This window comes from Nocardia rosealba, from assembly GCF_020216065.1.
In the GTDB taxonomy this organism is placed as follows: Bacteria; Actinomycetota; Actinomycetes; order Mycobacteriales; family Mycobacteriaceae; genus Nocardia; species Nocardia rosealba.
This window is the reverse complement of the sequence record NZ_JAIWNA010000002.1, coordinates 1286719-1305751: the sequence shown is the minus strand read 5'-3', so window position 1 is coordinate 1305751 and position 19033 is coordinate 1286719. Positions and strand designations below refer to the sequence as shown.

At 67.8% G+C, this 19033-nt stretch carries 18 protein-coding genes; 8 read left to right on the top strand and 10 right to left on the bottom strand.

Going from position 1 to position 19033, the window contains the following annotated elements; translation table 11 throughout:
* Nucleotides 1–312: 312 nt before the first annotated feature.
* The 3 genes from LDL21_RS13035 to LDL21_RS13025 all read left to right on the top strand — a co-directional run bounded on the left by LDL21_RS13035 (nucleotide 313) and on the right by LDL21_RS13025 (nucleotide 4043).
* The gene (locus LDL21_RS13035; protein ID WP_225280241.1) at nucleotides 313–1947 is read left to right on the top strand and encodes an acyl-CoA synthetase; all 1635 of its coding nucleotides are present in this window, start codon (nucleotides 313–315) and stop codon (nucleotides 1945–1947) included.
* 10 nt (nucleotides 1948–1957) lie between these two features.
* The gene (locus tag LDL21_RS13030) at nucleotides 1958–3184 is read left to right on the top strand and encodes a cytochrome P450 (RefSeq protein WP_225280240.1); all 1227 of its coding nucleotides are present in this window, start codon (nucleotides 1958–1960) and stop codon (nucleotides 3182–3184) included.
* Between the two features lie 85 nt (nucleotides 3185–3269).
* Nucleotides 3270–4043, top strand: a complete 774-nt coding sequence (locus LDL21_RS13025; RefSeq protein WP_181696279.1) for an SDR family oxidoreductase — start codon at nucleotides 3270–3272, stop codon at nucleotides 4041–4043.
* Between the two features lie 56 nt (nucleotides 4044–4099).
* On the opposite strand, the gene cyp51 is transcribed toward LDL21_RS13025, so the two are convergent.
* The 6 genes from cyp51 to LDL21_RS12995 all read right to left on the bottom strand — a co-directional run bounded on the left by cyp51 (nucleotide 4100) and on the right by LDL21_RS12995 (nucleotide 9696).
* Entirely contained in the window at nucleotides 4100–5449 is a 1350-nt protein-coding gene (gene cyp51, locus LDL21_RS13020; RefSeq protein ID WP_225280239.1) for a lanosterol 14-alpha demethylase, read from the bottom strand.
* A gap of 128 nt (nucleotides 5450–5577) precedes the next feature.
* Nucleotides 5578–6165, bottom strand: a complete 588-nt coding sequence (locus LDL21_RS13015; protein WP_225280238.1) for a TetR/AcrR family transcriptional regulator — start codon at nucleotides 6163–6165, stop codon at nucleotides 5578–5580.
* 32 nt (nucleotides 6166–6197) lie between these two features.
* On the bottom strand, nucleotides 6198–6584 hold the full coding sequence (locus LDL21_RS13010; RefSeq protein ID WP_067635398.1) for a carboxymuconolactone decarboxylase family protein: 387 nt from the start codon (nucleotides 6582–6584) through the stop codon (nucleotides 6198–6200).
* Nucleotides 6581–7465 (bottom strand): NAD(P)-dependent oxidoreductase, encoded by an 885-nt coding sequence (locus LDL21_RS13005; RefSeq protein ID WP_225280237.1) that lies wholly within the window; start codon nucleotides 7463–7465, stop codon nucleotides 6581–6583. Before LDL21_RS13005 ends, LDL21_RS13010 begins: the two co-directional genes overlap by 4 nt.
* Nucleotides 7462–8211 (bottom strand): SDR family oxidoreductase, encoded by a 750-nt coding sequence (locus LDL21_RS13000; protein ID WP_181696275.1) that lies wholly within the window; start codon nucleotides 8209–8211, stop codon nucleotides 7462–7464. Before LDL21_RS13000 ends, LDL21_RS13005 begins: the two co-directional genes overlap by 4 nt.
* Nucleotides 8212–8223: 12 nt before the next feature.
* A complete protein-coding gene (locus LDL21_RS12995) occupies nucleotides 8224–9696 on the bottom strand; it encodes an aldehyde dehydrogenase (protein WP_225280236.1) in 1473 nt (490 codons plus the stop codon).
* Nucleotides 9697–9800: 104 nt separating this feature from the next.
* Between LDL21_RS12995 and LDL21_RS12990 the strand changes: the two genes are divergently transcribed.
* The gene (locus LDL21_RS12990; protein WP_181696274.1) at nucleotides 9801–9947 is read left to right on the top strand and encodes a DUF1059 domain-containing protein; all 147 of its coding nucleotides are present in this window, start codon (nucleotides 9801–9803) and stop codon (nucleotides 9945–9947) included.
* 53 nt (nucleotides 9948–10000) lie between these two features.
* Here LDL21_RS12990 and LDL21_RS12985 read toward each other — a convergent pair whose 3' ends face one another.
* Nucleotides 10001–10798, bottom strand: a complete 798-nt coding sequence (locus LDL21_RS12985) for an SAM-dependent methyltransferase (RefSeq protein ID WP_067635394.1) — start codon at nucleotides 10796–10798, stop codon at nucleotides 10001–10003.
* 258 nt (nucleotides 10799–11056) lie between these two features.
* Here LDL21_RS12985 and LDL21_RS12980 point away from each other — a divergent pair, with 258 nt between their 5' ends.
* Nucleotides 11057–12247 (top strand): MFS transporter, encoded by a 1191-nt coding sequence (locus LDL21_RS12980; RefSeq protein ID WP_225280235.1) that lies wholly within the window; start codon nucleotides 11057–11059, stop codon nucleotides 12245–12247.
* A gap of 46 nt (nucleotides 12248–12293) precedes the next feature.
* Nucleotides 12294–12770 carry a MarR family transcriptional regulator gene (locus LDL21_RS12975; protein ID WP_225280234.1) on the top strand — a complete coding sequence of 159 codons (477 nt, stop codon included), beginning with the start codon at nucleotides 12294–12296 and terminating at the stop codon, nucleotides 12768–12770.
* 41 nt (nucleotides 12771–12811) lie between these two features.
* Here LDL21_RS12975 and LDL21_RS12970 read toward each other — a convergent pair whose 3' ends face one another.
* Together LDL21_RS12970 and LDL21_RS12965 are read right to left on the bottom strand one after the other, a co-directional pair.
* Nucleotides 12812–13651: an NAD(P)H-binding protein gene (locus LDL21_RS12970; protein WP_225280233.1), complete on the bottom strand. Its 840-nt coding sequence runs from the start codon at nucleotides 13649–13651 to the stop codon at nucleotides 12812–12814.
* 179 nt (nucleotides 13652–13830) lie between these two features.
* Nucleotides 13831–14256, bottom strand: a complete 426-nt coding sequence (locus LDL21_RS12965; RefSeq protein WP_225280232.1) for an NUDIX hydrolase — start codon at nucleotides 14254–14256, stop codon at nucleotides 13831–13833.
* Between the two features lie 639 nt (nucleotides 14257–14895).
* Between LDL21_RS12965 and LDL21_RS30045 the strand changes: the two genes are divergently transcribed.
* Nucleotides 14896–16749, top strand: a complete 1854-nt coding sequence (locus LDL21_RS30045; protein WP_225280231.1) for an acyl-CoA dehydrogenase family protein — start codon at nucleotides 14896–14898, stop codon at nucleotides 16747–16749.
* Nucleotides 16746–18281: a flavin-containing monooxygenase gene (locus tag LDL21_RS12955; protein ID WP_225280230.1), complete on the top strand. Its 1536-nt coding sequence runs from the start codon at nucleotides 16746–16748 to the stop codon at nucleotides 18279–18281. The genes LDL21_RS30045 and LDL21_RS12955 overlap by 4 nt, the downstream gene beginning before the upstream one ends.
* Nucleotides 18282–18373: 92 nt before the next feature.
* Here LDL21_RS12955 and LDL21_RS12950 read toward each other — a convergent pair whose 3' ends face one another.
* Entirely contained in the window at nucleotides 18374–18958 is a 585-nt protein-coding gene (locus LDL21_RS12950; RefSeq protein ID WP_225280229.1) for a nitroreductase family protein, read from the bottom strand.
* Between the last annotated feature and the right edge of the window lie 75 nt (nucleotides 18959–19033).

The following is a 19033-nucleotide window of genomic DNA, read 5'->3' as shown; positions in this document are numbered from 1 at the left end:
CGCCGACAGCACCGTGTCGGCGAAGTTGCGGCGCAGCACCGCGCCCGCTGTGCGTGGCTGCGCGGGTGGCTCGGCGTCGGTGGAATGGCCGTGCCCGGCTCGCGATGTGGTCCGCCCGAACAATGCACACCCCCTTGGTGTTCGAATGCCCGTTCAATTGCCTGGACACCAGTCTGGACGGTACTACACACACCTTCGGCGGAAGGTCGCAATCGCGAATCACCCCGAACGAGCGGGATTCTCCGTATCATGGACACCTGTCCGGACAGAAATTCAGAAATAGCGAACCGGCATCGAGTTGCGAGGCACTGCATGGTTGGTTTCAGTTTGTCGAACGTATTCGCGACCGTGGCCGCGGCCATTCCGGAGCGCGAATTCCTCGTGCACGGTGACCGCCGGATCTCCTATGCCGAAACCGACCGCCGGGTAACGGGATTCGCTCGGTTCCTGGCCACGCGGGGGATCGGCGCCGAGGTCGAGCGGACCGCCCGGCATTTGTCCGGGCAGGACCATTTGGGCGTCTATTTGCGCAACGGCACCGAGTACCCGGAGATCTTGATCGGTGCCTACCGAGCGCGCGCGGTGCCGTTCAATATCAACTACCGCTACGTCGAAGAGGAATTGCTGTACCTGCTCCACGACGCCCGGGCGCGGGTGCTGGTGTACCACGCCGAATTCGCCCCACGCGTGGCCGCGGTACTGCCCACGCTGACCGACCCGCCACTCCTGATCCAGGTCGCCGACGGCAGCGGCAACGACTTGTTGCCGGGCTCGATCGACTACGAGACCGCCGTCGCCACCGCCGAGGGCGAGCTGCCGGAACCCGACGGCGACGATCTGTACCTGCTCTACACCGGCGGCACCACCGGGATGCCCAAGGGTGTGCTGTGGCGTCAGGACGACATCTACCTCGCCGCCATGGGCGGCACCCGCTTCGGCACCGGCGTGCAACTGAGTTCCTATGCGGAACTGGCCGATTCGGCCACGGTCACCGGCGGCGCCTACCGCTTGGTCGTCGCCGCGCCGTTCATGCACGGCGCCGCCCAGTGGTTGCTGTTCCAATGCGTCACCAACGGCGGAACCCTCGTGCTGCCCACCGTGGTCGACCGCTTCGACGCTACCTCGGTACTCGAGGCCGTGGCCCGGGAGAACGTGATCGCCCTTCCACTGGTCGGTGACGCCATGGCGCGACCGATCGTCGCCGAACTCGAGCGGCGCCACTACGATCTGCCGTCGCTGGCGGCCGTGCACAACGCAGGCGCCCCGCTCACCCCGGCCGTGCGACAGCGATTGATCGCGGCCTTCGGCAAACCCGTACTCGTCGTCGACTCGGTGGGCTCCTCGGAGTCCGGCATCCAGATGACCCAGGTCTACGACGCCGACGCCCGAACCACAGCGGGCAGCTTCGTCCCCGCCGATACCGACACCGCCGTGATCGACGAGGACCTCACCCGGCTGCTCGACGAACCGGGCGCCTCGGGCTGGCTGGCACGCAAGGGCCGCATCCCGCTGGGCTATCTGGGTGACGAGGAGAAGACACGGCGAACCTTCCCGGTCGTCGACGGTGTGCGCTGGTCGATCGCGGGTGATCGCGCGAAGGTGCTGGGCGAGGGGCGGATCGAACTGCTCGGCCGCGACAACCTGACGATCAATTCCGGCGGCGAGAAGATCTTCGTCGAAGAGGTCGAGCGCGCCGTGGCCGCCCACGCGAGCGTGCTCGACGTGGTCGTGGTCGGCAGACCGTCACAGCGCTGGGGTAGCGAGGTCGTCGCCCTCGTCCAGGTGGACGACGAGACCGTCACCGATGCCGAACTGCTCGACGAATGCGCCAAGCACATCGCCCGCTACAAACTGCCCAAAGCCATCCTGCGCTGTCGCGAAATCCTGCGCTCACCCACCGGCAAGGCCGACTACCGGTGGGCGCGCGGCGTCGCGACGCGGATGTGAGGAGATCCCGATGCCCCCACTCACCCTGCCCGCCGGCCTCGACTTCTCCGACCCGGGACTCTGGGCACAGCGCACGCCCGTCGAGGAATTCGCGATGTTGCGCAAGGCCGCCCCGGTGTGGTGGAACGCGCAGTCCGACGACATGTGCGTGCCCCACGACGACGGCGGATTCTGGGTCGTGAGCCGTCACGAGGACGTGCGAACGATCTCCCGCAACCCCGCCCTGTTCTCCGCGAGCACCAAGGGTTCGGTGATCCGCTTCCCTGGAACCGTCACCGCCGATACCTTCAAGGCGACGAAATCCATGCTCCTCAACATGGATCCACCCAAGCACTCGGCCGTGCGCCGCATCATCTCGCGCGGGTTCACCCCACGCGCGGTCGAGGCGCTGCGCGCCGCGCTGGCCGAGCGCGCCGAGGCCATCGTGCACGCCGCCCGCGCGACCGGCGGCGGCGACTTCGTCCACCAGGTCGCGCGCGAGCTGCCGCTGCAGGCCATCGCCGAACTGTTCGGCATCCCGCAACCGGATCGGCTGCGCCTGTTCGACTGGTCCAACCAGATGCTCAACTTCGACGACCCCGAATACGGTGACCCCATCGGCGCCACCGCGGATCTGCTCGGCTACGCCTGGCAGCTGGCCGAATCGCGACGCCTCGACCCCGCCGACGACCTGGTGTCGAAACTGGTCACCGCCGATATCGACGGCGGCTCACTGACACCCGACGAATTCGGGTTCTTCATGATCCTGCTGACCGTCGCGGGTAACGAGACCACCCGCAATGCCACCACCCACGGCATGAAGGCCTTCGTGGACCATCCCGAGCAGTGGGAACTGTTCCGCGCACAGCGCCCACGCACCGCCGCCGACGAGATCGTCCGCTGGGCCACCCCGGTGATCGCGTTCCAGCGCACCGCCACCGAGGACACCGAACTGAGCGGTCAGCCGATCGGCGCCGGACAGCGGGTGGCGATGTTCTACAGCTCGGCCAATTTCGACGAATCGGCCTTCGGCAACCCGTTCACCTTCGACATCCTGCGAGACCCCAACCCGCACTTGGGATTCGGTGGGACCGGCCCGCACTACTGCGTGGGCGCGAATCTGGCACGGCTGCAACTGGAGCTGATCTTCGGAGCCATTGCCGACGCCATGCCCCGGCTGCGGCAGGTGGCCGAGCCGACCAGATTGCGGTCGAGCTTCGTCAATGGGATCAAGCACTGGCAGGTTGCCTACGAGTGAGGCGGATCGCCGGTCGGCACGACTGATTCGTAGTAATGTCCAGACAGGTGTCCAGGTACCGTCTGGACGGAAGGAAGGTGTGGCCATGCCACGATTCGAACCCCACCCACCGGTGCGACCCGCCGTGGTCACCGGCGGCTCGTCCGGCATCGGCGCCGCCACCGCGAAAGCCCTTGCCGAACTGGGTCATCCGGTCGCGCTCGGCGCACGGCGCGAGGCCGAGTGCGAGGCCGTCGCGGCGGCCATCCGGGAGAAGGGCGGCACCGCGTTCGCCCACCGGCTCGATGTCACCGACGACGACTCGGTCGAGGAGTTCGTGGCCGCCGCGCAGCGCGAACTCGGCGATATCGAGATCCTGGTTTCGGCCGCCGGGGTGGTGAAATTCGGGTGCGTGCACGAACTGTCCTCGGCCGACTTCGTCCGCCAGCTCGACGTGCATCTCGCGGGCCCACAGCGCCTGCTCCGCCTGCTCGTGCCCGGCATGATCGAACGGCGGCGCGGCGACGTGGTGCTCATCGGCTCGGACTGCTCGGTGACCCCACGGCCGCGCACCGGTGCCTACAGCGCCGCCAAAGCGGGCATCGAAACGCTGGCCACCCAGATGCGCATGGAGCTCGAGGGCACCGGGGTTCGTGTGTCGCTGGTCCGGCCCGGTCCCACCGCCACCGAGATGGGCACCGATGCGACGGTCGAGGACATCGAGCCGCTGCTGAAGGACTGGTCGCGCTGGGGTTTCGCGCGCCACCCCTACATGCTGCGTGCCTCGGACCTGGCCGACGCCGTCACCGCCGTGGTGAGCACACCGCGGGGTGCCCACGTGATCGTCAGCGAGGTCCAGCCCGAATCCCCGTTGCGCTGACCCACGACGCCGAACGCCGCCCCGAACTTCGGGGCGGCGTTCGTGTGTGTGTGTTCTCAGCGTCGCCTGCGGTAACGCACCCGGCACGGCTGCTGCAGCTGCACCACCATCTTGGAGTGATCGTTGCGATAGCTCTCCGACGGCTGCGCCATCTCGAACTCCCAGTCGCGCAACAGGATCGAGAAGATCGCCTTCATCTGCATGAGCGCGAACGCGGCGCCGACGCAGCGGTGCCTGCCCGCGCCGAACGGGATCCAGGTCCAGCGGTTGACGATATCGGCCTGTTCGGGGTCGATATAGCGGCCGGGATCGAAGGTATCGGGGTCGGGGAAACATTCGGGCAGCCGGTTGGACACCGCCGGGGTGGCCGCCACCAGGTCGCCCGGCGCGATGCGGTGCCCACACACCTCGAACTCGTCCCTGGCCACCCGCATCAGGATGATGAGCGGCGGATGTAGTCGCAGCGTCTCCTTCAGCGCCGCCTCCAGTCGCGGAATCTGGCGCAGCGCACGGAAACTCACCTCGGTGTCGCCGGCGAAGAGGCTGTCGAGTTCGCCGACCACGTCGGCGAGAGTGTCGGGGTGGCGCAGCAGTTCGATCATCGTCCACGCCGAGGTCCCCGAGGTGGTGTGGTGACCGGCGAACATCATCGAGATGAAGATGCCGGTGACCACCGACGCCGAAAACCGCGGGGCGCCCTGTTCGTCGCGCACCGACACCAGCACATCGAGCAGATCGCGTTCCTCCTTGCCCTGGGGAGGTGCGGCGATGCGACGGTCCATGATCTCGCCGACCAATTCGACGAGTTCGCGCCGCGATTCGTCGCGTTTACGGAAACTCTCGATCGGCATATACGGGTCGACATAGGCCAGCGCGTCGGTGCCGCGCTCGAGATCGTGATAGAGCTCGGCGAAACGGCTGTCGAGTTCGTTGCGGAATTTGGTGCCGATCAGACAGGCCGAGGATGTGTAGATGGTGAGCTCGGCGAAGAAGTCGAGCAGATCTATTTCGCCGGATTCGCCCCAGTCCGCGATCATCCGGTCCACCTCGTGCGAAATCGTCGCCGCGTGGCCGCGCATGTAATCGGCGCGCAACGCCTGATTGTGCAGCATCTCTTTGCGCCGCTCCGGGCTGGCGTCGAAGACGACGCCCTCACCGAAGATCGGCTTCATGAAGGGGTAGGCGGCCTCCTGGTCGAGGTCCTCGTCGCCGGCGCGGAAGAAGAATTCATTGGCCTCGGCGCCCGAGAGCAACACCACGTCGCGCCCGGCCAACTCGAAAACGCCCACGTCGCCACATTCCTCGCGCACCCGCCGCATGAGGGCGATCGGATCGGAACGCAATTCCTCGAGGTGACCGTGCTCGTGTTCGCCGCCGGAGACCCGTCGCGGTTTCAGAAGCGTCATCGAAGACCTCTCAATCTCTGGGTCATATAGACACGTGTCCAGACGGTACTACAGTTCTCGGGCGTGGCGCAATGCGCGAAAAAGCCGCCACCCGGCTATCCGGATGACGGCTTCTGTTGTCGCGCAGACTATTCCAGGATCAGATAGACCGATTTCTCGATCCGGTCCGCCATTTCGTCGTAGGTCCCGTATCCCATCCCGGCACGCACCAGCGCGCCCGCGTAGAGCAATTCGAACGCCTCGAGCACATCCGGATCGTGGTCGGGGCCGAGCGCCCGCGCGATCCGCTGCCGGATCTCCAGGCCGATCCGCACCCGCAGATGCGACACGTCGGGATCCTGGCCGAGCAGGGCGCTGGTCACCGCACCCGCCAGCTCGTTCTCCCCGCCGACCATCAGCGACACCTGCCGCAGCGTCTCGACGACCCGCTCGGCCGCCGACTTGTCGTCGTCGTGGTCGAGCTGCGGCGTCTGCAGCAGGCGACGCCAGAACACCTCGGCGACGAGGTGTTCCTTCGACGAGAAATAGGTGTAGGCGGTCGCGGTTCCGACACCCGCGGCGGCGGCCACCTGGCGCACGGTGAGTCCGGAATAACCCTGCTCGGTGATGACGTCGACGGCGGCGCGGGTGAGCCGGTCGACCGTATCGGCCTGTTTCTCGGTCAGGCGCCTGCGCGTGGCCTCGAGAATCGCGGGATCAGAATGGTTTTCGGACACAATTCCATATTAGTCGCAGGTACATGGGATACCTATTTGGGCCTGCGCATGCGCGGTTCGCCGCCCCCGCGCGCCCGTTCGGAAACGGTGCTGATCGCGGTATCGAGCCGGGTCCCGTTGGGCCAGCCGACATAGTGGCACAGGAACAGGGCGATTTCGCGGAGCTGTTCCTCGGTGAGCTCCTTGTTGTGCAGGGCGGCGTGGATCTGGATTTCGGCGGTTTCCATGCGGCCCTGGGCGGTGAGCGCGCCGAGCAGCAGCAGGCGGCGGTCGCGGTCGGTGAGGCCGGGGCGCGACCAGATCTCGGCGAAGAGGTGATCGACGGTGGTGGCGAAGAACGCGCCGTCGATCTCCGGCGGTTGCCAGCCGTAGACCTCTTTCATGCGGGCCAGGCCGCGGGCGCGGGCGTCGTCGGTCATGTGCTGCTCCTGTCGGATGTGGGGACCCGAAGGCCGAGGCCTTCGGCGAGATGCTCGAAACCCATTCGGGCGAGCGGTAATTCGACGCCGAGCCGGGCGCCGAGGCCGAGGGCCAGCGCCAGATCCTTCTCGCCGAGGTCGCGCACGTGCGACATGATCGGCAGCCACGGATCACCGTCGACGAGGCGAGCGGTGCTCTCGCGCCACAGGATCGCACCGGGTCCGCCGGTGACGGCGTCGGAATGGCGCACCACCTCACCGAGGCGGCGGATGTCGAGCCCGGCCGACTCGGCCAGGCGCGAGGCCTCGGCGGCGGCGGCGAAGGCGACGAAATGCACCAGATTGCGGGCGAGCTTCATCCGGGTACCCGCACCCACCGGGCCCGCGTGGACCACGAGATCAGCGAAGCGGGTGAACGGGGCTCGCACCGCCTCGAACGCGGTCTCACTGCCGCCGACCATCACCGCGAGGCGCCCCTGTTTCGCGCCGGGCGCACCGCCGCTGACGGGTGCGTCGACCAGCTCCACCTCGTGGCGCGCGCATTCCTCGGCCAATTCTGTTGCCGTGCTGTCGGCGATGGTCGAATGCACGGCGACCACCGTGCCCGCGGCGGCAGTCGACAGAATTCCCTGCGGACCCGTCAGTACGTCGCGGACCTGGGCATCGTCGAGGACGGTCACCGAGATCACCGCCGCGCGGGCCGCGACCTCGGCCGGTGTCGCGGCCACCGCCACGCCCGCGGCGGCGAACTTCTCGGTGGCATCGGCCCGCGCGTCGCACACCACCAGCCCGCCCGGCCAGTCGACGAGCCTGCGCGCCATGGGCGCACCCATATTGCCCAGCCCGATGTAGCCGAGGCGTGGCGCGTTCTCGGTGGTCATGAGCGGATCACCTGACCGCCGTCGACATTGAAGATCTGCCCGGTCACCCAGGCGGCGTCGTCGGAGAGCAGATACAGGCAGGCGCCGACGAGATCCTGCGGTGTGCCCATCCGCTTGAGCGGCAACCGCTTCACCATGTCGTCGACGATGACCGACGGCGTGATCGTCTTGGTCGCCTCGGTGTCGATGGGGCCGGGAGCGATGGCGTTGATCCGGATGCCGGAACTGCCGAGCTCGTGGGCCAGCTGCTGGGTGAGACCGTTCACGCCGACCTTGGCCAGCCCGTAGAAGCTCGAATAGGTCCATGCGGCGGTGGAGGACTGGTTCACGATGGACCCACCACTGGCGCGCATCGTCGGCCAGACCGCGCGGGTCACGTTCAGCGCTCCGTCGAAGTTCACGCTCATGAAGTGCTTGTAGTAGTCCCACGGCACCGTGAGCAGCAGGTTCAGCTTCATGGTCCCGTAGATGGCCGCGTTGTTCACCAGATGGTCGATGCCGCCGAACTTCTCGACGGTGAACGCGGCGAGCGCGGCCGCGGAATCCGGGTCGGCGACGTCGACCTCGCGGAACGCGGCGACACCGCCTGCCGCGGTGATCTCCTTGGTGACCGATTCACCCGCCTCGGCATTGATGTCGGCCACCACCACGCGGGCGCCCTCGGCGGCGAGCGCCTTGGCGTAGGCCGCGCCGATTCCCTGTGCCGCGCCGGTGACGATCGCGGTCCGGTCGGTGAAACGTGTCATGTCTGTTCTCCTTCAGGCCGGGTAGGCCACGAGTTTGGTTTCGAGGTATTCCTCGAAACCGGCGACGCCCATCTCGCGTCCGATGCCGGATTGCTTGTAGCCGCCGAAGGGCGCGTCGACCGAGTACCAGGTGCCGCCGTTCACGCCGAGCGTTCCGGTGCGGACGGCGGAGACGACCTTGTCGATACGGGCGGGATCGGTGCCCCACACCGAGCCAGAGAGGCCGTAGGGGGAGTCGTTGGCGATGCGGATCGCGTCGTCGTCGCCGTCGTGGGGCAGGATCACCAGCACGGGCCCGAAGATCTCCTCCCTGGCCACCCGGGACTGGTTCGTCAGCCCGGCGATCAGGGTCGGCTCGACGAAGTAGCCCGCGTCGCGTCCGGTCGGACGACCGCCGCCGACGACCACCTCACCGCCTTCGCTGCGAGCCAGCGAGATGTAGCCCTCCACGCGTTCGCGCTGTCGCTCGGAGATGAGCGGACCGCACACGGTGCGTCGATCGTCCGGGTCACCTGCGCGGATGCCGGACATGGTCCTGGCTGTCGCTTCGAGAGCCGCCTCGTAAGCGCTGCGCGGCACCAGCAACCGGGTGGACAGCGCACAGCCCTGACCGGCGTGCACACACACCGAGAAGGCGGCCATCGCGCAGGCCGCCGCGATATCGGCGTCGTCGAGGACGACGAACGCGGACTTGCCGCCGAGCTCGAGGAACACCTTCTTCACCGTGGCCGCCGCCGCGGCCATCACCGACTTCCCGGTGCGGGTGGAACCGGTGAACGACACCAGATCCACGTCCGGGTCCTCGGCGAGCTGGGCGCCGATCCGGTGGTCGGAGCCGGTCACCACATTGAACACACCCGCGGGGATATCGGTGTGCTCGGCGGCCAGAATCCCCAGCGCCGCACCGCACCACGGGGTATCGGGGGCCGGTTTGAGCACCACGGTATTGCCCGCCGCCAAGGCGGGCCCGATCTTGGCGAGGTTGATCTGATGCGGGAAGTTCCACGGCGTGATCGCCCCGACGACGCCCATCGCCTCGCGCCGCAACTCCCTGCGGGTACGCATCCCCATCGGTTCGGCGATCGGCATCTCGGTGCGCCAGGAATAGGATTCGGCGAGATCGGCGAAGTAGCCGAGATCGTTCACCGGCCCTTCCAGATGTGGTCCCGCCGTGAGCATCCGGGGGGCGCCCGCCTCCTCGATGGTGATCTCACGCAGTTCCTCGATGTGCTCGCGCATCGCCTCGCGCAACTGGCGCAGGCAGCGCGCCCGGAACGCGGGATCGGTCGACCACCCGGTGGTGTCGAAGGCGGTGCGGGCCGCGGTGACGGCCGCGCGCATGTCCTCGGTCGTGGCATCGGCCGCCCAGCCGAGGCGCTCGCCGGTGGCGGGGTTGCCGGTCGCGAACACCCCGCCCGATCCCCGGCTCAGTTTTCCGTCGATCAGCAGCGTGCAGCCGTCCTCAGGACGCAGATTGCTCGGCACCGTGTCTCCCTCACTGTCTGGACAGGTGTCTAGACTGTATTTCACCGTACCGTCGGTGAGCAAGGGCGCATCGGTCGGAACCGTTGCCCGCGAGAGGAAATGCCATGAAGACCAGACTGCGATGCCCCTGTGGAGACCTCATCGTCGGCGCCGACGAGGACGACCTGGTCGAGCACGCGAACGCGCACCTGGCGGCGAACCATCCCGACCACGACTACACCCGCGAGGAGATCCTGCTGTTCGCCTACTGACACGACAGCGGGCCCGCACCGTGTGCCGGTGCGGGCCCGCTGTCGTGGTCGGTTCAGGGTTTGCGGGCGACCCCGCCGTACGCGGAGATCGGCTGGACCTCGCCAACCTGGGCATCCTCGGGACGCCACTGGGTGATCGAGGTGAAGCCGGGCTCCACGAACTCCAGGCCGTCGAACACCGCCTGGATCTGGGCCTGCGTGCGCGGAATGTAGGGGGTGCCGCCGGTGCCGGTGTAGTTCTCGCACAGCGTCACATAGGCCTGGCTGTCGTCGGTGCCGTCCCACATGATGAGGTAGCTGCCCGACGGGACCGCCGCCAGCACGGTGCCGACGATGCGGAGCAGGTCCTCGTAGGTCTTGGCGTGGCCGAGAACGCCCATGAACATCACCGCGATGGGTTCGTTGAAGTTCAGCACGTTGCGGGCGTCGGCGACGATCTTCTCGGGCTCGTGGAAGTCGGCGTCGATGTAGGTGGTGACACCCTCGGGGGTGGTGCTGGTGAGCAGGGCCCGCGCGTGGGTGAGCACCAGCGGATCGTTGTCGACGTACACCACGCGGGCGTCGGGGGTGACGCCCTGGGCGACCTCGTGGGTGTTCTGCATGGTCGGCAGGCCCGTGCCGATGTCGAGGAACTGCCGGATACCGCGCTCACGGGCCAGGAACCGGACCGCCCGGATCAGGAACTGCCGCGACTGCACCGCCATGGTCGAGATGTCCGGGTCGACGGCCAAGCCCGCGTCACCGGCGATCTTGTCGATGTCATAGTGGTCTTTGCCCCCCATCCAGTAGTTCCAGATCCGCGCCGAATGCGGGATGTCGGTCCTGATCTGTGGGGTGTCTACGTCGGCCATGGGTCTCGTTCCTCTGCGAATCGACTGCGAATTGGCCGGCCCGCCGGTCCACACCGCCGGCGCGGCACAGCATCTGATCTGGTTGCGACAGTACAAGATTGATGCCGTGCTCGAGCAGATTCGTGGTTCACCTGTTCGGGCCGATCGAAACCGTTCCTCGCACTGCGGATCTCGGGTCCGACAAGGCGGTGCCGGACGGGAACGGTCAGGTCGTTTTCCCGCCGGTAACCCGATTCGCGGCTCCCTACGGTCGGTCGAGTGAACCCTGATACCTGGGCAGAGACCCCTGTGGCCGACCGGCTCCACCGTCCCCTGATCCTGTTCATGGCACTCGCGGCTGCCGTCGGTACATCGACGATCTATCCGATGCAGCCCGCCATCGCGGACGTGGCGGATTCGCTGGGCACCCAGATCACCGCTGTCGGATTCGCCCTGGCTTGCGGGCCGATCGGCTACATGCTGGGACTCGGTCTGCTGGTGCCGCTGGTCGACCGCTTCGCTCCCGGCCGTGTCCTCGCCGCTCAGTTCGGGGTACTCGCGTGTGCGCTCGCGGCCAGTGCCGCCGCGGGCAGCGCCACCGTGCTGGCTCCGATGATCGGTCTGGTCGGCGCCTGCTCGGCGGTCGGGGCCGGGCTGAGCTCCGTCGCCGGTCGGTTGGCGGACCCGCACCGGCGCGCGACGGTCCTTGGGATGGTGACCGCCGGCATCTCCGTCGGCATCCTCGCCGGCCGGATCGTGGGTGGGTGGCTCGCGGACGAGATCGGCTGGCGCGCGATGCTGCTCGTCTTCGCGGCCGGCTGCGCCCTGCTCGCCGTCTGCTGCCTCGCCGCGCTGCCCGCCGTGACCGGCACCGCTGAGCGCGGCTACTTCTCGACATTGCGGTCCCTGCCCGGATTGTTCGTCCACCACGCGACGCTTCGTGTCGCCGCTGTGCGTGGCTTCCTGTGGTTCTTCGCCTTCTGCGCGGTCTGGGCGGGCATCGCCGTGGCACTCTCGGAGCCCCCGTACTCCTACTCGGCCGAACGGATCGGCCTCTACGCGCTGGCGGGTCTCTCGGGCGTCCTGGCCACCCGGATCGCCGGCACACGGACCGACCGCGACGGTGCTCGCCGGGTGATCCTCGCCGGCCTCGTCCTCGCCGGGACCGCCACCGTCGTCATGGGTTTCAGCCTCGCGAACACACTCGTGACGCTGGTCTGCCTGGCGGCCTTCGACGCCGGGCTCTTCGCTGCCCAGGTGGCCAACCAGAGCACGGTCCTGGCAATCGAACCCGACGCACCGGCACGCTTCAACAGCGCGTACATGCTGGTCTACTTCATCGGCGGCAGCCTCGGGACCGCCTTCGGCGCCGCGGCGGTCGAGTGGTTCGGGTGGTCGGCCACCGCCCTGATCGCGGCGACAACCATCGTCGTCGCCGCGATCAGCACAGCACGATCGCCGCGCGTATAATATGAAACTCGTATGGTTGTTCGGTGAGTAGGAGAAGAGGGCGCTGATGGCGGCGGACGGAGCGGCTCGGCGACGCAAGCTCACGGTGGAGGTCAAAGACGCCCTGCGTGACTTGAATATCGAAATGTCGCTGCTCAATCGGCGATTCGGTGGGCAGGTGGAGCTGCGGGAAGTGGACTTCACCTGCCTCGATCTGATCAACCGGCACGGGCCGATGTCGCCGAAGGAACTGTCGCGCCGGGCCGGCCTGCACCCGGCCACGCTGACCGGGATTCTCGACCGCTTGCAGAACGGTGGATGGGTCGTGCGCGAACGCGACCCGGACTCGGCCGACCGCAGGGCGGTCACCGTCCGTGCTGTGCGCGAACGCAATTCGGCGCTCTACGAGGTGTTTTCCGGCATGAACAACCGGATGGACGCGCTGTGTGCCGACTACACCGACGACGAGCTCACGGTGATCGCCGACTTCCTCCGGCGCACCGGTGGTGCCGGGCAGCAATCCGCCGAGGAACTCGCCCGCTGAACGGTTGCCGCTGGGTTCGAGGTCATCGGCAAGTCCTCCGGTCAGCGGGTGAAGACGGCGGCATGGTCGGTGACCCAGGTGGCGAAATCCTGTGCGGGACGGCCCAGGATGTCGGCGACCGTGGTGGTCGTCGGGCCGGGGACGCGGGCGTAGTCCGCGAGCGAGCCGAGCAGCCGGGCCGGGATGTCTTCGGGGAGTCCCTGTGCCGTCATCGCGGCCCGCACCTGGTCGGGGGTGAGTTCGAGGAACGAGAGGTCGCGACCGGTCACCTCGCCGAGAATGCGGACCTTGTCGGGATGGGTCAGCGACAGGGGACCGGTGAGGACATAGGAGCGGTTTCCGTGTCCGTCCTCGGTCAGTGCGCGCACGGCGACGGCGGCGATATCGCGTTCGTGGATCGGTGAGGTGGCCGCATCCCGATACGCACCGCGCACCACGTCACCGGCGCGTAGCTGCGGCGCCCAGGCCAGGGTGTTGGCGGCGAAATCGCTGCAGCGCAAGGCGGTCCACGCCATGCCTGAACTCTCGGCGGCGGCTTCGAGGGCTCGGAACCCCGCCATGAAGCGCGGTTCCCCGGCGGGGTACTCGACGGTCGCCGCCGAGATGACCACGACCCGCTCGACCCCGTGATCCGCTGCGGCGGCGAGGATCTCGGCCGCGGAGTCGAGGGCGCCACGCGAGCTCAACAGCACTGCCTCCGCGCCCTTCCACACGTCGTCCGGAATGCGCGCACCCGCCGGATCGCCTTGCGCGACAACAACTCCGCTGGGCAGATCGGCATCGCGATCGCGGGTGACCGCCGTGACGGGTGCGCCTGCGGCTACCAAGTGGGAGATGACTTCCCGGCCGACGATCCCGGTGGCTCCGATGACGACGAACATGATCTACTTCCCTTCCCTTTCGGTACCAACAAGTACCGAGTACGTATGATATGAGAAGAATATCAACTAGCAGGGGAGAGATATAGTACGGAAACCGAACTACTTCGCCGTGATGCTCGTCACCGAGGCAAGGGCTGATCTGTCGCGGCCGGACACACACTTCGCCCGCACGTTCCAGCTCATCGCTCGTCTGTCGCGTACACGCTGAAACTCTCACCGTCGGCGATCCGGCGCATCGCCGCCACCTGATAGGCGATCGCGTCACTCGGAATCTCGCTCATCTCCCGCCATGTCAGCTCGGAGCACTTGTGCGGTTCGCGGTTGACCACGTCGTCGTCCCACCGCTCGGCGCGGAAGAAGAACCCCACCCTGTGCGGCTGATTCCCGTACCGGTGCTGCATGACGTGCACACACGTCAGATCCTCGGGGCGCAGCCGGATCCCCACTTCCTCCTCGGCCTCCCGAATGGCCGTCTCGACCACGTCCTCGCCCTCCTCGAGGTGTCCGGCCACCAATCCCAGTTCCCCGTCGGCGAATCCGGTGTTCGACCGCCGTGACCACAACAACTTCCCGTCACGCACCAAGACCAGATGCACATCCACCACGCTCCGAAACCGTTCGACCACGCTTGTCTCCCAACAGCTCCCGGCATCGCACCCCGGTGGACGCGACCGAGCACGATCGTATTTCCCGCAGGCGCCGGGCGGTCCGGGAACGCACGTCAATTCATGGGTCGTCGGTCAGCGGTACTCGGGCGCCCATCCGACGAACCGGTGCACGACCGAAGGTCGATCGCGCCCCCACACCTTCGCTGACGTGTCATCATTCCCGCTGGTCAACCCCCACGCCGCCGCTGATCGGGACGACACCCCGACTCGACCGCTACACGCCTGATCCAGGGTAGCGATTGCTGGATGATTGCGGTTGCGCGCGCCGGACGGAGAGCAAACTCCGGACCCGGAGGCAGGCGATCAGTGTTCGGCTGTGTCCGGAGTCATGGAGGAGTCCGACGGTATGGGTGTGCTCAATTCTACTGCCCCGAAGGGCATTCCGTGTGGCCGTGGGCCGCCGGTGCGGTCGGTCGTTCGTGTACGGGACCGGGGCCGCGCCGTTGTGCTGGTGCGGATTCTCCCCGGACATCGGATCGGGTGTCTCCCCGCGAGCACGGGGAGACACCCGAAAGAGCTCTGCGTGGCGGTCGCCACCGCCGCGCGGAGCAACGCAGACACTGGGAGAGCGCTGCTGTGACCACACTAGATGTTCCTGTTGTTCCCGTGTGCCCGGATTCGGCCCATCGGCCGCTCACGGCACCGGCCGACCTGACGGTCGAGTCGTTGCGAACGGCGATTCTCGGCGATTCGCGTGCGACGCACCGCCGGGTGCGTGCCACGACCATCGCCCTGAACGACCGGCCGCGATCGGGGCTCACCTCGTCGGCCGAGGCCGCGCTGGCACCGGATCTGCTGCGCGCGACGATCGCGGCCCTCGGTGGATCGGCGACCGCCATCGCCGCCGACTCCGAGTTGCGCGGTGCGCTGTGCGAGTGGGCGGCGGTCTACGCCCCGCACCTGTTGCCCGTGCTCACCGGCCATCTCGACCTGGCGATCGGGGCGATCACCGCACTCGGCAACGGTTCGGCGTACCAGCGGGAACTCCTCGCCGAGCTCGACACCGGGGAGGCGATCGGCCTGCTGCTGCTGACCGAGCTCGGTGGCACCAACGGCGCCGACCAGCAGACCACCGCCACCTGGGACGGCGCCCGTGGTGGGTTCTGGCTCGACTCGCCCGATACCGACAGCTGGAAGTTCATGCCGAACATGGCCGATCCGACCACCCGCAAGACGGGTGTGGTCACCGCCCGCCTGATCGCCGACGGTCGCGACGAAGGCGTGCTGCCTTTCCTGCTGAGGTTGCGTACCGGGCAGGGGCTCGTGCCCGGGCTGAACGTCGCGCCGCTGCCCGACAAGGGCTGGGCGCCGATGGATCACGCGCTGATCCGGTTCGACGCGGTGTTCGTCCCGGTCGACGCACTGCTCGGCGGTCGGTGGGCGGTGCTGGGCGCTGGTGGATTCGAATCGGAAGTTCCGGTGCGGCAACGCTTTCACCGCGCGATCACGGCCTTGGGGGAGGGCAGGCTCGACTTGGCCGGTGCGGCTGCCGCCGGTGCGCGTGCGGCGTTGGCGGTGACGGTGAACTACGCCGGTCAGCGCCGGCCGGGTGGCCGGACCTCGATGGCCGCCCGGGGAACGGTTCGCCGTGATCTTGTCTCCGCACTGGCCTCCACCTACGCCACCAGCATCCTCGGCCGCCGCATCCAGGACCTGCGCGTGGCCGCCGCCGAACCGTTCTCCGCGCTGTGGTCGATGCTGGCCAAACCGTTGCTGGCCTACACCGCCCACGACGTGCTGCTGACTTGCCGTCAGCGCAGTGCGGCGCAGGGGTCGCTGCGCACCAACTGGATCGTCGACTGGATCGGCAACACCGAAGGCATCATCACCGCCGAGGGTGAGTCCCAGCTGCTCTGGAAGCAGGCCGGGCACCTCATCGCCCGCGCGGAATCGGCCTTAACGCTGCCGGCCACGCCGGACCTTCTGCCCTGGTACATCCGCATGCTCGCCGAGCGGGAGTCGGCGCTCGCCGCCGCACTGCGCCGTGGTGACATCGCCGTCGCGAGCACCGCGGTCGACTGCGACACCGCCGCCGTCGAGCTCGCCGCCGCTACCAGCGAAAGGCTTGCCGCCACCGCGTTGTTCCAGGCCTGTGTCACGGCCGACGACGCATCGGCCCGCCACCTGCTCGAGTCCGCCTGCGTTGTGTACTCGCTGGAGCGAATCCGCGCGCACGGCAGCTGGTTCGCCGCCCACGGGCAGCTGCCGCCCCGGCACGCCCACCGTGTCCACGAGGAATTGCGTTGTGGCATCGACCATCTCGGTGCGTACCTGAGTGTTCTGGTCGACGGCTTCGACATCGAACTCGATCCCTTCGACGCGCCGATGGCATCCCCGGACTATCTGCGGTGGTGGGAGACCTGGGCGGGCGGGCAGGCAGCCCCGTTCGGCGAGGTGCTGCGCTCGATCGCCGGGCAGGTGCGGCCATGACCGGACACAGTGTCGAATACGACGTCGTCGTTGTAGGGGCCGGGTTTGGCGGGCTCACCATGGCGTGGGAACTCAAAGAGGCGGGCGTGCAGAACTTCCTGATCCTCGAGGAGGGTTCCGAGGTCGGCGGTGTGTGGCGGGAGAACACCTACCCGGGCTGTTCCTGCGACGTGCCCGCGCACCTGTATTCGCTCGCCTTCGACCCCTACCGTGACCCTCGGGTGCGTTACCCCGACGCGCAAGCGATCCTGTCCTATCTGGGTGCGGTCACCGACCGGCACGGGTTGCGTCCCCATCTGCGCTGTGACACCGCGGTGGTGAGCGCCGATTACCGCGACGACGACCGCACCTGGTCGCTCACCACGTCGGCGGGCGAGCTGATCCGCACCAGAGCGGTGGTGTGGGCGGTCGGCCAGCTGCACCGGCCCGCTGTCGCACAGCTGCGCGGAGCCGACACCTTCGGTGGCCCGATGTTCCACTCCGCGCGCTGGGATCACACCGCCGACCGCACCGGACACATCGCGGTGGTCGGCACCGGATCCTCGGCGGCACAGATGATTCCGGAGCTGGCGCGCACCGCTTCCTCGGTCACCGTCTATCAGCGGAGCCCGTCGTGGGTACTGCCCAAGCCCGCCGCGTCGTTCGGAACGGTGTCGCGGTGGGCGCTGACCCATGTACCCGGCCTGCACGGCTTGTACCGCGCCGGACTGTACCGCGCCGCCGACCTTGTCCTGGCCCCGACCACTCATGCCGGATGGTCGGCCAGATCGCTGGAATTGGTTGCCCGGGAACATCTTCGATGCCAGGTACGCGATCCGGAGCTGCGCCGAAAGCTCACCCCGGACCACCGGATCGGGGAAAAACGCATCCTCATCGACAGCGGGTACTACCGGGCGCTCACCGAGCCCCACGTAGAACTCGTCACCGATCCGATCGACCGGATCGTCCCGGGCGGCATCCGCACCGTCGACGGCATCGAACGCCGCGCCGACCTCATCGTCCTGGCCACCGGATTCCGCGCCCGGGAGTTCCTCGACGGCGTCCGGGTCAGTGGGCGCGGTGGGGTCGAGCTGCACGACCGGTGGCGAACGGAGGGCCGCCCGACCGCCTTCTACGGACTTGCGGTGCCAGGCTTTCCCAACCTCTATCTCATCGCGGGACCGCACTCGTTCACCCCCACCAACAGCAATCCCGCCGTCAAACAGCACCAGGTCCGCTACATCATGCGTTGCCTGGCACTCAGTGCCCGGCTTCGCGAACCGATCGAGGTCACCGACCAGGCGATGGCGACCTACCTGGACCACCTCGACGACGCGCTCGACCGGACCGTCTGGCGCGACGGCAAGGCAACGACCTGGTGGAAAACGGCCGACGGCACCGTCACCAACGCCTGGCCGGGAACGGTGGCAGCTTTCGGAAAGGCGCTTGCCGGAAACAACCCGGCCCTCTCGTTCACGGTGCCGGACTCGCAGGGACGACTCTCGGGCGGCCCGCAGCCACGTCCACACGACGAACCGTGCCGAACGGGATAGTGGCCTCGATTCGCGGAACCAGCACCGAGCGGATCTGATCGCCCGGTGCATGCCCTCGAGGAGATCGACTCCTCCTCGAGGGCATCGCCCGATCACTCTTCGGCAGCTCCGGATCGTGCATGCTGTGAACCGATGTTCGCGACCGTCCACATGACGTCGTCCAACGGTTTACGCCGACGATCCGTACCAGTGGCGTCGGCGCCCGGCCGCCCGACGGCCGCCATCGTCGCGATCTCCCAATGATCAGGCAGCTCGAACTCCTGGTGCAGTCCGTCCCGGTCGAATGCCCGGAACTGATGCACCTGGAGTCCGAGTGCGTTGGCCTGAAAGGTCAGGTGCGCCACAGCCTGTCCGAGGTCGTAGTCGGCGAACTCGGAGTACTCGAAGTCCGTGTCCTCCACCCGCCGCTGCACGAGGTTGGCGACGAGGAGGCTCGCATCCGATGCCCACGCCGCGGAACTTCGCGCGAGGAAACCGGTGAGCCGCCGATGGACAGCGTCACCGCGCATACCGGCGATGAACCGCCACGGTTGCGAATTGCCTGCCGAAGGCGCGCGTCGAGCAGCCTCGAAAAGGGAGTGGACTTCGGCCGACGACAGTGTGTGCTCTCGACGGAAACCCGTGGGGCTGTAGCGCTCGAGGACGAAAGGGTGCAGGGCGGTGGCGTGGACAGTCACACGAAGGGCAACCACTCGAGCAGGCCCGACCTTCCCGGGCACGCTCGCGGTTCGGACGGTCCGACCGTCCTGGGC

What these genes read in the sequence shown, in the direction of transcription:
- LDL21_RS13000 (WP_181696275.1), bottom strand. Translation starts at nt 8,211, where the DNA reads ATGACACGTTTCACCGACCGGACCGCGATCGTCACCGGCGCGGCACAG.
- LDL21_RS12990 (WP_181696274.1), top strand. Translation starts at nt 9,801, where the DNA reads ATGAAGACCAGACTGCGATGCCCCTGTGGAGACCTCATCGTCGGCGCC.
- LDL21_RS13030 (WP_225280240.1), top strand. Translation starts at nt 1,958, where the DNA reads ATGCCCCCACTCACCCTGCCCGCCGGCCTCGACTTCTCCGACCCGGGA.
- LDL21_RS13035 (WP_225280241.1), top strand. Translation starts at nt 313, where the DNA reads ATGGTTGGTTTCAGTTTGTCGAACGTATTCGCGACCGTGGCCGCGGCC.
- LDL21_RS12975 (WP_225280234.1), top strand. Translation starts at nt 12,294, where the DNA reads ATGGCGGCGGACGGAGCGGCTCGGCGACGCAAGCTCACGGTGGAGGTC.
- LDL21_RS12970 (WP_225280233.1), bottom strand. Translation starts at nt 13,651, where the DNA reads ATGTTCGTCGTCATCGGAGCCACCGGGATCGTCGGCCGGGAAGTCATC.
- LDL21_RS13005 (WP_225280237.1), bottom strand. Translation starts at nt 7,465, where the DNA reads ATGACCACCGAGAACGCGCCACGCCTCGGCTACATCGGGCTGGGCAAT.
- cyp51 (WP_225280239.1), bottom strand. Translation starts at nt 5,449, where the DNA reads ATGACGCTTCTGAAACCGCGACGGGTCTCCGGCGGCGAACACGAGCAC.
- LDL21_RS13010 (WP_067635398.1), bottom strand. Translation starts at nt 6,584, where the DNA reads ATGACCGACGACGCCCGCGCCCGCGGCCTGGCCCGCATGAAAGAGGTC.
- LDL21_RS12985 (WP_067635394.1), bottom strand. Translation starts at nt 10,798, where the DNA reads ATGGCCGACGTAGACACCCCACAGATCAGGACCGACATCCCGCATTCG.
- LDL21_RS12955 (WP_225280230.1), top strand. Translation starts at nt 16,746, where the DNA reads ATGACCGGACACAGTGTCGAATACGACGTCGTCGTTGTAGGGGCCGGG.
- LDL21_RS13025 (WP_181696279.1), top strand. Translation starts at nt 3,270, where the DNA reads ATGCCACGATTCGAACCCCACCCACCGGTGCGACCCGCCGTGGTCACC.